The 13,393-nt window shown below is 43.0% G+C and carries 15 protein-coding genes; 10 read left to right on the top strand and 5 right to left on the bottom strand.

What is annotated here, in order from left to right; translation table 11 throughout:
* The first annotated feature begins 25 nt into the window (after positions 1–25).
* From LAY57_RS17545 to LAY57_RS17505, 9 genes are all read left to right on the top strand, one after another.
* Entirely contained in the window at positions 26–1,690 is a 1,665-nt protein-coding gene (locus tag LAY57_RS17545) for a DEAD/DEAH box helicase family protein (RefSeq protein WP_249068090.1), read from the top strand.
* The gene (locus LAY57_RS17540; RefSeq protein ID WP_249068089.1) at positions 1,620–2,834 is read left to right on the top strand and encodes a DUF790 family protein; all 1,215 of its coding nucleotides are present in this window, start codon (positions 1,620–1,622) and stop codon (positions 2,832–2,834) included. The genes LAY57_RS17545 and LAY57_RS17540 overlap by 71 nt, the downstream gene beginning before the upstream one ends.
* 67 nt (positions 2,835–2,901) lie before the next feature.
* Positions 2,902–3,462, top strand: a complete 561-nt coding sequence (locus LAY57_RS17535) for a Uma2 family endonuclease (protein WP_249068088.1) — start codon at positions 2,902–2,904, stop codon at positions 3,460–3,462.
* Between the two features lie 86 nt (positions 3,463–3,548).
* The gene (locus LAY57_RS17530; protein WP_249068087.1) at positions 3,549–4,109 is read left to right on the top strand and encodes a Uma2 family endonuclease; all 561 of its coding nucleotides are present in this window, start codon (positions 3,549–3,551) and stop codon (positions 4,107–4,109) included.
* 56 nt (positions 4,110–4,165) lie between these two features.
* On the top strand, positions 4,166–4,510 hold the full coding sequence (locus LAY57_RS17525) for a hypothetical protein (RefSeq protein WP_249068086.1): 345 nt from the start codon (positions 4,166–4,168) through the stop codon (positions 4,508–4,510).
* The gene (locus LAY57_RS17520) at positions 4,507–4,764 is read left to right on the top strand and encodes a hypothetical protein (protein ID WP_249068085.1); all 258 of its coding nucleotides are present in this window, start codon (positions 4,507–4,509) and stop codon (positions 4,762–4,764) included. The genes LAY57_RS17525 and LAY57_RS17520 overlap by 4 nt, the downstream gene beginning before the upstream one ends.
* Positions 4,765–5,004: 240 nt before the next feature.
* Positions 5,005–5,865 (top strand): Uma2 family endonuclease, encoded by an 861-nt coding sequence (locus LAY57_RS17515; protein ID WP_249068084.1) that lies wholly within the window; start codon positions 5,005–5,007, stop codon positions 5,863–5,865.
* A gap of 147 nt (positions 5,866–6,012) precedes the next feature.
* Positions 6,013–6,621, top strand: a complete 609-nt coding sequence (locus LAY57_RS17510; RefSeq protein ID WP_249068083.1) for a hypothetical protein — start codon at positions 6,013–6,015, stop codon at positions 6,619–6,621.
* A 25-nt stretch (positions 6,622–6,646) separates the two neighbouring features.
* Positions 6,647–6,970, top strand: a complete 324-nt coding sequence (locus tag LAY57_RS17505; protein WP_249068082.1) for a hypothetical protein — start codon at positions 6,647–6,649, stop codon at positions 6,968–6,970.
* 122 nt (positions 6,971–7,092) lie between these two features.
* On the opposite strand, the gene LAY57_RS17500 is transcribed toward LAY57_RS17505, so the two are convergent.
* The 3 genes from LAY57_RS17500 to tnpA form a co-directional block, all read right to left on the bottom strand.
* On the bottom strand, positions 7,093–8,766 hold the full coding sequence (locus tag LAY57_RS17500; protein WP_249068081.1) for a dynamin family protein: 1,674 nt from the start codon (positions 8,764–8,766) through the stop codon (positions 7,093–7,095).
* A 54-nt stretch (positions 8,767–8,820) separates the two neighbouring features.
* Complete coding sequence (locus LAY57_RS17495) at positions 8,821–9,369, bottom strand: hypothetical protein (protein ID WP_249068079.1); 549 nt, start codon at positions 9,367–9,369, stop codon at positions 8,821–8,823.
* Between the two features lie 89 nt (positions 9,370–9,458).
* On the bottom strand, positions 9,459–9,860 hold the full coding sequence (gene tnpA / locus LAY57_RS17490) for an IS200/IS605 family transposase (protein WP_249068119.1): 402 nt from the start codon (positions 9,858–9,860) through the stop codon (positions 9,459–9,461).
* 88 nt (positions 9,861–9,948) lie between these two features.
* Here tnpA and LAY57_RS17485 point away from each other — a divergent pair, with 88 nt between their 5' ends.
* Positions 9,949–11,271, top strand: coding sequence for an RNA-guided endonuclease InsQ/TnpB family protein (locus tag LAY57_RS17485; RefSeq protein ID WP_249068078.1), 1,323 nt, complete (start codon positions 9,949–9,951; stop codon positions 11,269–11,271).
* Positions 11,272–11,706: 435 nt separating this feature from the next.
* On the opposite strand, the gene LAY57_RS35880 is transcribed toward LAY57_RS17485, so the two are convergent.
* Both LAY57_RS35880 and LAY57_RS17470 read right to left on the bottom strand, forming a co-directional pair.
* Entirely contained in the window at positions 11,707–13,164 is a 1,458-nt protein-coding gene (locus LAY57_RS35880; protein ID WP_275994110.1) for a calcium-binding protein, read from the bottom strand.
* A 14-nt stretch (positions 13,165–13,178) separates the two neighbouring features.
* A complete protein-coding gene (locus LAY57_RS17470; protein WP_249068077.1) occupies positions 13,179–13,316 on the bottom strand; it encodes a hypothetical protein in 138 nt (45 codons plus the stop codon).
* Between the last annotated feature and the right edge of the window lie 77 nt (positions 13,317–13,393).

The raw sequence follows: 13,393 nt of genomic DNA, 5'->3' as shown, positions 1-13,393 counted from the left end.
CGGTGAACGAGAATTTGAAGAAGTAATGGTTCGTACTCCCACATTATCTTTTGACAGGGGCACTCTGATTTTGCATCCGCCGCCAAGGGGCAAAATCTGGGTGGAATTCGCTACTTGGGACGATCGCGTGGAGAAATTTCGCATCCCCGCTATCCACTATCGCCCTTTGGTGGAAGCATTGCAAGCCGAAGGAACTAACTTTATCGATGAGGCGAAGGCATTTGCGCCCCTGCAATTGATCCCTAGTGTGGAAATGGAACCCTACCTGCACCAGAGTGAGGCGTTGATGGCTTGGAAGTTGGCAGGAAGGAGGGGGGTGGTGGTGCTTCCCACTGCTGCTGGTAAGACTTATTTGGCGCAATTGGCGATGCAGGCAACACCTCGGAGTACGCTGATTGTGGTGCCAACGTTGGATTTGATGCACCAGTGGTATGCTCAATTGGTGGCCGCTTTTCCCGATGTAGAGGTGGGGTTGCTGGGTGGCGGTTCGCGGGATAGGACGCCGATTCTGGTTGCTACTTATGATAGTGCGGCAATTAATGCTGAGGCGTTGGGAAATGGCTATGCGCTGTTAATTTTTGATGAGTGTCACCATTTGCCAACAGAATTTTATCGGGTAATTGCAGAATATGCGATCGCACCTTATCGTCTGGGATTATCTGCAACGCCGGACCGATCGGATGGCAAGCATACCGATCTCAATCATCTCATCGGCCTGGTGGTTTATCGCAAAACGGCTGAGGAATTGGCTGGTTTAGCGCTAGCGCAGCATGAGATTATTCCCATTAAAGTGAAGTTATCGCAACTGGAGCGCGATCGCTACACCGAACTTATCAAAATTCGCAATGACTTTTTGAAGACTGAAAAGATTAGTTTAGGCAGTTTGGAAGGTTGGCAGCGATTTGTGCAAATGAGCGCTAGATCTCCAGGCGGACGCCGTGCTATGCTAGCTCACCGAGAAGCTAGGGAAATTGCTTTGGGTACGGATGGCAAGTTGCGGGTTCTCGGTAATTTGATTGCCGAACATTATCCCGAACGCACTCTTATATTTACAGCGGATAATGCTACGGTTTACCGGATTTCTCAAGAGTTTTTAATCCCTGCAATTACTCATCAAACTCCGGTGAAAGAACGCCACGAAATTTTAACACGCTTTCGCGAAGGGGAATACAAAAGTCTGGTCGCTTCTCATGTTTTAAATGAAGGTGTTGATGTTCCGGCTGCCAGTATTGCGATTATCTTATCCGGTACGGGTTCCCAGCGCGAGTTTATTCAGCGACTGGGGCGGATTTTGCGTAAGGGGAACGATAATAATAAACGCGCTGTACTTTATGAGGTGGTGGCGGAAAATACGAGTGAGGAGGGTACTTCTGAACGTCGGCGGGGAGTGGATCGGAAAAATGAACCAATCAGAGTTACAGGCGAGACGCCTGTGTCACAAGAAATAGGAAAGAATAAGAAGAAGAAGAAAGGGAATTTAAAGGTTGTGCCGTCTAAACCAATTTATGAGGTAAATCATCAGAGTGGTTATTTAGCTGCTGAGTCGCCGGAATCATGGGGTGAAAATCCGACTGAGAAATATTCAATCCAAAATCCAAAATCCAAAATCCAAAATCCAAATGTTACCAAGCGAGTTGCTGAGTCACCGGCAAAATGGGGAGACGATAATTCCGAAGCGCCTGAAGATTGACGATCGCAATTTGGAATTAGCGATCGATCTGATTACTTATTTTGAGGAAGCTGTCGGTAAAACTCAGGGAGAATTAGATAATAAGTTGTCAGAATTTGAAGGCGATAGTCCTGATTATCGCCTAATTCGGGGATTAGTTCATCTGCTCAAAAGCAGTTTTTGTACTTTTGAGGTTGTTAGTCCTTTAGAACCCCAGGAATTGCGCGATCGCGTGTTTGTTTTATCGGCCCGATCGATTCCTAGTTCCCAGGCTTCTAGTCAAACACTTATTACTTTAGCAGATAAACTCAGCCAAGAACTAAATCGAGAAGTTTTGCCAGAACAAATTCGGACTGGGTTGTATGCTGATTTACAAGAAAATCGTATTTTAACTCAGTTTGATGCTCCCATCCCAGAGGATTTATTGCATCGTTACAATCTATCGCAAGTGCAGGGAGTTTTTTATCGCGCCAGTCAGATGACTCTGAATGCTCATCGCAATGTTCCGGGTGAGTATAAGTTATTATTTCGCTATCTAAAACTATTTCAATTAATGACATACATTGAGGGTGATGCCGACCACGGTTTTACAATTACTATTGATGGGCCAACAAGTTTGTTTAAACCTAGTACGAGATATGGATTAGCGATCGCTAAAATGCTCCCAGCTTTGCTGCACGTTACCAAATGGAGTCTCAGCGCCACTTTGCAAACTCGCGATTTCTATACTGGTGCATCAAAAACTGGCAGATTCACTCTTAATTCCGATTGCGGTTTGGTGTCTCATTATCCACCCGGTAAGCCTTATGATAGTATGTTAGAAGCATCATTTGCCAACCGCTGGGATTCCTTAAAAACGGATTGGGTTTTAGAGCGAGAAGTTGACCTTATTCCTATTCCCGGTAGCGTAATGATTCCTGATTTTCGGCTTGTACATCCAGATGGCAGAACCTACTTATTAGAAATAGTTGGTTATTGGCGTCCTGAATATCTGCAAAAAAAATTCGCCCAAGCGCGAAAGGCTGAATGCGATAATTTGATCTTGGCTGTTTCGGAAAGATTGAATTTGGAGAAAGCTGGGGTAAAGGTGAGCGATACACCAGCGAAAATTATCTGGTTTAAGGATAAGTTATTGCCCAAGACAGTCTTAGATGTGATAGAATAGATAAACTCGTGTTAAAATCAAATAAAATAATTGAAAAATCAAATAATATTCAATGGTGGAGGTAGCAATGTCTGTCCAATTACTGAGACGAAAATTTACAGTAGAGCAATATCACCAAATGGTTGATGCTGGTATCCTTACGGAGGATGACAGAGTTGAATTGATTCGAGGAGAAATTGTTGAAATGGCATCAATTGGTAGAAGACACGCTGCTTGTGTTGGTCGTCTTACCGAATTGTTTATTGTGCGTCTGGCACAAATGGTAATTGTTTGGCCTCAGAATCCAGTTGAATTGGATGAGAATTCTGAACCTCAGCCAGATGTTACGTTATTGCTACGACGGGCAGATTTTTATGAGTCAGGACATCCTCAAATACAGGATATTATTTTGTTAGTAGAAGTTGCAGATACGACAGTTGAAGCTGACCGAAATGTAAAAATTACGCTTTATGCTGAAAATGGTATTGTGGAAGCTTGGTTAGTGGATATCAACGAGCAATGCGTTGAAGTTTATCGCTCACCATCGCCAACAGGTTATCAGAATGTGCAGAGGTTTCAGCGTGGTGAAAGTTTATCTATCCTAGCTTTTCCCGATATTAATATTACTGTAGATGAGGTTTTGGGATAAGGACGATTAGATACAGGAATTACGGAAAAACAAAGGTTTGCGTAATTCCTATTAAAATAAGATAATATCCAATATTGGAGGTAGCAATGTCTGTTCAATTACTAAGACGAAAATTTACAGTAGAGCAGTATCACCAAATGGTGGATGCTGGTATCCTTACGGAGGATGACAGAGTAGAATTGATTCGAGGAGAAATTGTTGAGATGGCATCAATTGGGAGAAGACACGCAGCTGGTGTGAATCGATTAGTCAGATTATTTACCCAACTTCTTGGAGATAACATAATACTTTCTCCGCAAAACCCAGTTGAATTGAATGATGCCTCTGAACCTCAGCCAGATATAGCATTGCTGCAACCTCGTCCAGATTTTTATGAGTCAGGACATCCTCAAATACCGGATATTATTTTGTTAGTAGAAGTGGCAGATACGACAGTTGAAGCTGACCGAAATGTAAAAATTACGCTTTATGCAGAAAATGATATCGTGGAAGCTTGGTTAGTGGATATCAACGAGCAATGCGTTGAAGTTTATCGCTCACCATCGCCAACAGGTTATCAGAATGTGCAGAGATTTCAGCGCGGAGAAAGTTTATCTATACTAGCTTTTACCGATATTAATATTACTGTAGATGAGGTTTTGGGATAAAGTCTGGTAATTTGACTGTAATCTATTAGATGTAGATTTTGAGAATATCAGCTGCAATGGCAGAATTACCGGAAGAAACAACAAACACTGTTTTAAACTTGGAACGAGGGCTGCTGAAAATTGTTCATCAGGCAAAAGCTACAGAATTTGCGATCGCACAACGGTATGGCGAGACAGAAGCAACATCGATCGACCTAGATCAACTCCAGAATATCAAAGAGAGGGCAGATACATACTACTCGCGGTTTTACAGACTTTTGCGACAAATTGCAGAAATCCAACCAACCGCTACTCCTGCTATGCTAGATTTACTAGACCGTTCGATCGCAGAAGCAGAGGCTACACTAGATGCCTTGGCAGCAAGTACACAAGAGATCAAAAGGGATTGGAACATCCGATGACTGAGAAACCACAACCTCCTAGCATCGAGAAAGTTAAGGAAAGATCGGCTAGAGTGCAGGAAATCTGCAAACGAGCCGATGCTAATATCTTGATTCTGGATGAAATAATTGCCCAATTAGAGGAAGATAATCGACGCTCGCCTCTATATCAGTCCCGCTTGAAGAAAGCGAAGCGTTTGCTAAATTTCCCCGAAGAAAAACCAGAAGGTGTTGAGAACGATCGAGATTCAGCAACTACAACTTCTTGCTCGTGAGTCAAAGCATATTTTGAAGGAAGAACGAGAAGTTTGGCACAGGGCGATCGCACTTTCTTAAAAAAAAGCGATCGCACTTTCTTTATCCTCAACTATGAGTGTCTTTCTTTTACGCACTTCGGACATAGCGCGTTCAAATAAGATAAAATTAATTGATATAGCAATCCTAAATCATTCCTTAACAATTAAAACACAGCGCAAACAACGATAACTCTATTCCCTACTAGGAGATCGAAAGCAATGGTCGTGACACAAGCCCCTCCCCTATTCAGAACAGCAACACTCAAAATTACCTGGGAAAAACTCCCCGACGACTATCAATTAGAAGAGAAACCTGTGGAAAATACTGGTCAACCGCTGATTGCTGGTGCTTTACGAGAAACCCTAGAATTGAGCGGGTTTATCAAACCACAAATGTTAATCGCCTCCAATTTTGGACTCTGTGCTACAGTCGATGAACAGTTAATTATTAAAGCCCCTGATTGGGTTTATGTTTCCTCTGTTGAGCCGCTGGCAGTGGCAAAAGCTCGGAGGAGTTATACGCCGAATTTAGAGGGAGAAGTACCGCAGGTGGTGATGGAATTTCTCTCGGAAAATGACGGCGGCGAATATTCAGTGAAACGAACCTATCCACCGGGAAAATGGTTTTTCTATGAGCAAATTCTGAAGGTTACAATTTATGTAGTTTTTGAGCCAGAAGCGGGACTTTTGGAAGTCTATCGGTTGCAAGAAAAACGGTATGAATTGGAATTACCGAATGAAAATGGCCGCCATTGGTTACCGGAACTGGGGTTATTTTTAGGAACATGGCACGGCAAAAAGGAAGAACGAACGGGTTATTGGTTGCGTTGGTGGGATGAAGCCGGGAATTTGTTACCTTGGGCAGTCGAACAAATTGAACAGGAACGTCAACGGACGGAACAAGAAGCTCAACGGGCGGAACAGGAACATCAACGCGCTGAACAGGAACATCAACGCGCTGAACAGGAACATCAACGCGCTGAACAGGAACGTCAACGGGCGGAACAGGAACGTCAACGCGCTGAACGTTTAGCAGAGTATTTGCGTTCTCAAGGAATTAATCCTGATGAATTGAGTTAATATTATAGGGCGAAGCATTTGCGAATATCAATCCCGGTGAAAATCCAAAGACTATTGGCGCAAATGCTTCGCCCCCTAGAATAATATTTTACCGGAGGTGTTAAATACGCTCTTAGTTGTCAACTATAGTTTCTGGATGCTAATCAAATGTCTTACAGTGATTTTACTTTAAATCGAGTTGCTAAAGACTTTAATTTAACGATTTCCGAACGCTCTAATATTTTTAGGGAAATTCCAGAATTAGCACCTAGCGATTTTCTCCAAGAAACCTTGCGTGATAATATGGCTTTAGCCCTTGGCAGCAATACAGAAAAAGCGCGATCGGAATTAATTATCGCTCCGATTCTCGTTGAACTGAGGAAACAGTTAAATTATCAAATTAGCTGGTTTTCTGGGATTGACTTTAGTGTAGATGCTAGTAAAGGATTGAACGGCAGTTGTGATTTTATCATCAGTCGATCGCCGGAACTTTTATTTGTCAGTGCGCCAGTCATCACCCTAGTAGAAGCGAAAAAAGAAAATATTTTAGCTGGTTTGGGCCAATGCGTAGCCGAAATGTTAGCAGCACAACTTTTTAATGCAAATGAAGGCAATGAAATTCCTGTTATTTACGGTTCTGTTACCACCGGAACTAACTGGAAATTTCTGAGGCTGACAAAACAGGCGATCGAAATTGACTTGCTCGAATATTTTATCAACGACGTCGGTAAAATATTAGGTATTCTAGCAAGTGGCATCAACTCAAGTATTGCATAAAAATTCATCGGTAGGAGTCTAAATCATGTCATTTGACGAACAAAATCTGGAAGCTTTTATTGAATTATTAAACGATAAGCGATCGCGCTTATTCACTCCTCAAGATATCGCCAGCTTAACTAAGTTAATCGATTCCTTACCAGATGATATTGAAAAACTGTCGGTTGCGATCGCAGCTTGGTACGAAAAACGTCCGAAAATCCTTGACGCCCAACTCGATATCCTCAATAATCACTTGAGTTCTGGAAGTAATCTTGGTGATGTCAACTCTTCAGAATCCCAACCCAACAAACAAGCGTTACAAAAGGCTATTCAGCAAAGTTCCGCTTCTGTAACTTCCCAGATATAGCTAGGGACTAGGGGCTTTCTGGCTAGGGACTAGGGAAGAGGGAAGAGGAAAAAGCTTACTCTGTAAGGGATTAACAACTGCGGGTGTGCGTTTAAAAAGACGAGAATGCGATCGCAGCGTGCCTAACCTAAACTCGATCTGACAGATTCCAATTCTCGATCGAGATTCTCCAAACAAGTGTTTAATAGATTTAGCCGATCGCGCTTTCTAGTAATTTCTAAAGGCGTTTCAGTTACCTTAAAATTAATCACCTTGACGGCTTTTTCCTCATATTGACGCAACGCTGAAAGAGCTTCACTACTGAAACGAGTTAGATATTCTTTAACAGCATCAGCATATATTTGTGTAGCTCGATCGCGATAACTTTCTTCAGAAGATACTTGTTTGTCTTGTTTTACATTCTTATTCAAAAGATAGGCAGCACCACCAACAAACGCTGCTCCCACCGGGCCACCCAAAACCCAACCCAAACCAGTTGCTACACCTACTGAAGCCGTATCGCTTAAACTATCGGAATCTGTAGATTTATTTGGCAAATTTACTTGTGGGTGGGTTGGAAAAAAAATAGATAATTCTTCAGGCTGAGGGTAATTAAAAAACTCACAAGCTTGGATAACCCATTTTACAATTCCCTGTTGAAGTTGTACAACTTTTGGTTTGAAAAAGTCTCTTTCCCAGGTACTAAATTGATTGTGCTGAAGTGCTGCGGAGGCTTCTGATTGATAGCGATATAAAAGCGTTTGTTCGTTTAGCCAATCTCTTAATTCAGTAACACTAGCAGCGAAACCCTGTTGAATTAATTTCTCTGCTTTTTGTTGAATTTGGATCTTGGCATTGCGCTTATTTTCAGCGGTTTCTACTTCAGCGGCAATAGGTTGAACTTTTGCTTGTAATAATTGCTTGACTTGAGAAGCTAAAGCTACCATACGCGGAAGCCGAATATCTCCCATTTTCTCCTGTTTTACTGCTAAAATACTTTGCAACGCGGATTCAAAACTAGCCAGTCCGCTACTTTGTGCCGCTGCGACATCTCCTTTTAATCTCGATCGCAAGGCAGGAAGTGCATCAACGCGGTATAAATTGCTGATATTTTGTGGTAAATCGGCGCGAAAACTTTCCGCTACAAACCGCAAACGCTTGTAGACTTCTTTCTGGTCTTCTGGTTCCAGTAAATTAACGAAATTAACAACAAAAATAACGGTTATAATCCCGCGATCGCTCAGCCAATCACGCAATTTTTCCCGTTCGCCTAAAGTCATCAATTGACGACCATCCAATACCTGAACAATTAAATCTGCGGTTAGTAGTTTATCCCGTACTAAGTTATCTTGTTCTTCGCGATCGTTCGTTCCCGGTAAATCCAATAATTCTACGTTATTTTGCAGGAATGGGTGAGGACAAAAAACCTGCACTCCGGCGACATCATCTCGCATTCTGCGATCGCCATCCAGGATAGCAAACTTCTTGAGGATTTCCGTACCGCTTTCATTAATTTCTCTACCATCCAACATCGCGATTTTAGTTCGCAGTTCGTTGCCATATTTGACGTAAATGGCAGCACCCGTGGTGGGGATAATATCAATTGGTAAGGCGCGGTTTCCCAGGATGGCATTGATGAGGGTTGATTTGCCGTAATTAAAAGGGCCAAAAACAGCAATCCGAAAACCGGGATTGGCAAGATGGTTGCAAACAGACGTGACATCTTGATAAAGCTGGGATTTCGGATCGAGTTCTAGCAAACCCAAGGCAGATTTGAGACAATCTACAAAGCTGCTACCAATTTCATGCTGTTTCATAGTGTTTTAGCTAAGTAGTTAAGTAAGGTGGAAATTATCCACCCTACTTATTTATTATTCCTCATTCGATTGATTGGCAGCACCGATCGCGATTAGATGATGCCGCACTGTATATTCAAATTGGTAAAGGTAGGCGGCAGTAACTACCCGGATGAGTGTATAAATTGTGAAGAAATTTCTCAATTCATCCCACCAGCCAAGCATTTCATATAGTGAGTCATCCGACAAAAAGAAGAGAAAGCGAATCATGCCGCTCAGGAGCATTGCGAGTGCGATCGTCATCCAGCCATACAATCCCTCCCACCAACTCATTAAACCGGGGAATATTCCCTCAATTTTGCCCAATTCTGGCGATCGCGTGTTGGGAGAATAGCGATCGAGAAATACGTGCAGCCAATGGTGTGCGATCGCAACTACGGGAATAGGCGAAAGTAATAGTGCAAAATACAACAAGATTTGCATCTTGGGTGAAAGCTCCATCAGGGAGTATCCCATTTCAAAAATTCTCCTGATCCCAACTGCAATTCCCCTCACGAGCAAAATTAGGAGAACTGCACTCAGCCACGAATTAGGGTTAGGAATCCATTTTGGCCAATTTCTCATAAGACCTCGCGGTATGCGGGAAACTCAGTCACTTTAGTGCTGAGAGGGAAGCGACACGAGTGGTTTTAACCACCGTGGTCTTCTCTATATTATCCGTGGTATGGGTCTTCAATGTATCGCCTAACCGCTTCACTACTTACATTACCTGCTGTACTTACAAAGTAGCTACTAGTCCAAAGAGATGGAAGTTTTTTTAATTGTGGGAATTCTTTTCTTAGATAAAAAGTTGAACGTCCCTTAAACGCCTTAATAACTAAATGCGGGGTGTCAGTAGGTTTAACACTAACAAATAAATGTATGTGGTCTGGAGCTACTTCTAAGGCTAGAATATCCCACCCTTTTTCTATAGCTAATTCGGCAAATATTTGTCTAGTTCTTGTCGCTATCTCCCCAACTAAAACTTTCTTTCTGCGTTTAGGAATCCATCCAAAATGGTAATTAACCAAGAATTTAACATGGTTATGGGTTTTGTAGTCTTCTTGAGTTAGCATATTTTTTGTTGTTTCCTGTATAGCTGTTGACAATTATAGTTTAGTCGATTACTATAAAGAGGTCAACAAAATCTGGCAAGTCGAACCAGTGGCTAAAAACAAAAAATCAATGGGAGTTCAGCAAATCTTGCTATCTCCCGCTCATGAAACAAAAGCGTTATTAGAGTACCTTTGTCAACAATCAGGGAAGCTTTACAATAATGCTGTTTACTTTGCTAGACAAACGTTTTTCAAGACCGGAAAATTGCTGACTAGAAAGTTTGACTTGATTTACGAAGAATCTATTAGTAAATCACTTGTTGCTCAGTCAATGCCGTCTACCCCGATGCAGCAAACTTTAATGTCAGTAACCGAGGGGTTTAAATCCTTTAAAGAATTGCGGTCTTTGTTCCTCAAAGGTCAATTGCATTTCAAACCTAAAGCACCCAACTACTTGACAGGATCTAAACTGTTCAAGGTTGCTTACCCAAACTCAGGAGGGCAAAAACCAGTTATCGTTAATGGTCAACTTAGATTTTCGTTAGGTTTAACTGTTAAAAGATGGTTTGGTGTTTCAGAGTTTTTCTTACCAATGCCTTCAAATATCGACTATTCCCAGGTTAAAGAATTTACAATTCTCCCTAAAAATGGTGCTTTCTACCTTGAAATCTCTTATGAAGTTCAAAAACAACAGCATAACTTAGACATTAATCAAGCTTTATCTATTGATCTTGGGACTGCTGATAATCTAGCCGCCTGTGTTGATACTTTGGGCAATTCTTTATTGATTGATGCTCGTGCAATGAAAGCATTTAATCAACTCTGGAATAAGAAAGTATCAACACGAAAAGAAGGAAAACCAGAAGCCTATTGGGACAACTGGTTGGATAGAGTAACCCGTAAACGCAACCATCAAATGCGAGATGGTATTAACAAAGCCGCAAAACTAATTATTGACCATTGCTTAAAATACGGCATTGGAACATTAGTAATTGGTTGGAATGAAGGTTTTAAATCTAATGCCAATATGGGAAGGTTGAATAACCAAAAATTTGTTCAAATGCCTCTGGGTAAACTCAAAGACCGATTAAAACAACTGTGTGATTTACACGGAATCAGATTTCAAGAAACCGAAGAATCTTACACTTCAAAAGCATCTTTCTTAGATGGAGACGCCCTACCTGTATATGGTTCTAAGCCAGAAGGGTGGAAAGCATCAGGTAAGCGCGTTGAACGTGGATTGTATCGGTCAGCAAACGGGTGGATTGTTAATGCTGACCTCAATGGGGCAGCAAATATTTTAAGAAAAGTAGCCAGCAATCTAAGCATAGACTTAGGCTTACTGGGTAGACGGTCTTTGACAACCGTAGCGAGAGTTAGACTTTGGGTGCTACCTAATCTTACTCTGTCCGCAGAATCTCAGTGTCTTTAGACCTGAGAGTGTCAATTGTAAATCTCCATTTATTTGATCTGACGCGGCGACAACTATTGCTCAAAAATAGACTGGATAAGCTTTTCGGCTCGGTGACCTCGTTGATATAGCTAGGGACTAGGGGCTTTCTTGCTCTTGCGAGCGTTGAGGGAAGAGGGAAGACGTTACTCCGTAAGGGATTATGGACTTCATGTATAGCAACCGCCTTGGCGGTTAAGCCATTCTGAATTCCTGAAACGTTGGCGGATTCTAAACCCTTCTTCCCCTAGTCCCTAGCCCCTAGCCCCTAGCCCCTAGCTATAACTGGAGTTTAGCTAAGGTGTGTTCAGATCGTACAGAAAACGAAACAGCCCATAAAACAAAACAGAACCAGAAATGTATCTAGTCCTGTTTCTACTAAGTTTTATCTACAATTGCAGTGATTTTTACAACTCACTACACGATGATGAAGTCGCCGGAGGAAATGTTTAAGCCAGTATCTAAGGTCGCAAACTGGTTACCAGATTCAAAACCTGGGCCTTGACCATTTGGATTGTAGAAGAGTTTACCAGTGTCCTTGTTATAGACAATCAAGCCTTGGGCTACCTCAGCTGAAGCATTGTCGCTACCTGTGACTACTGAAACTCCTGGGGCATTCGTCACGCTCAAGTTCGCAAATAGGCCAGCACCTGGAGTTGTAAAACCGGGTGCAGTACCATTACCATCCAGGACAATCTTGTCTATTCCTACTTCAAAGCCTATGATGCTATCCAGGCCCAGTTCGCCAAAGTTGTTGATCGATCCCGTATCTGGTGATACTAGGCTCGTTGCGAATGTACCGCCAGAAAACACGAAGTAATCGGCACCTTCTCCACCAATCAGGGTGTCATTGCCACCCCAACCAATCAGGGTATCGCTACCTTCTCCACCAATTATGGAGTCAGCTTCACCACCAACACCACCAAAGAGGCTGTCATCGCCAGCGCCGCCAAAAATGGTGTCAGCACCAGTTCCCCCGTCTACTGTGTCACCACCATCTCCACCGTATATGGTATCAGTACCAGCTTTGCCACTGATGAAGTCAGCGCCATCCCCAGTGTCAGCTCCTCCCGTAATTGTAGAGCCACCAAACAGTAAATCAGCGTCGGCGGTACCTATGAGGGTGTCGCCGTCTTCACCACCAATCAGGGTATCGCTTTTACCACCTTGCGAAAACCCTACTAAAGAGTCGGTGCCCTTTTGGCCTTCCAAAACGCTGCCACCCTTACCCATAAGGGTATCGTTGTCTTTGCCGCCATAAAGGGTAGCGCCCGTTACGTTATCAGCAACCACAAGCATATCGTTTCCTGCGTTGCCGTTGGCGAGGATACCGCTTGCCTTAGCAAGGAGACTGTCATTGCCATCACCGCCCAGCAGTGTATCGGCAGCCAGTCCTTCGAGGGTATCGTTGCCTTCATCACCAGACAAGTAACCAGTACCCGCACCTTTGAGGCTATCGTTACCCTGACCGCCGTACAGGGTGGCAGTTGCCGCACCGATCAGGGTATCTTTACCAGCTTCGCCGTACAGGATGGATGATGCCGCTCCTATCAGGATGTCGTCATCGTCCGTCAGTATGTTGATACCGTCACCGCCGTACAAGGTATCGCCAAAAATAGCTTGTAGGCTGTCCTTGCCCTTATCTCCGTATAAGAGGCTATTAGAACCACTTTTCAAAGTGTCAGCACCCTGACCGCCTCTGAGGGTATTGCCAGCCACGAAGGACTGGAGGTTATCATTCCCTTGGTTACCGCTAGAAATGACACCCCCAGCAATAACCGTGATGGTGTCATTTCCATCCAGTCCTAATATGGTGTCCCCAGGGGCACCTCCAGTAAAAGTATCGGCATTTGTCGTGAGTGTAATTAAAGGCATTTATCGTTCACTCCTCATTCCTTAGTCGTGGATTGGATATTTTCTAAGATATCCGACGGATTCGCGAAAATAGCTTGCGGTGATAGAGTTTCACAGGTAGATTCGCTGGCTCCCTCTACCACGCTTGCTTTCAGTAGTATAGCTTGCATCATAATTTTCCCCAATTACCTAAATAGGTTTCCAGGCCATAACTTTTTTGCTTCCTGACTGTTCAACTTATTTTATAGTT

Source organism: Argonema antarcticum A004/B2 (assembly GCF_023333585.1).
Classification (GTDB): domain Bacteria; phylum Cyanobacteriota; class Cyanobacteriia; order Cyanobacteriales; family Aerosakkonemataceae; genus Argonema; species Argonema antarcticum.
This window is presented reverse-complemented; position numbering and strand designations above follow the sequence as displayed.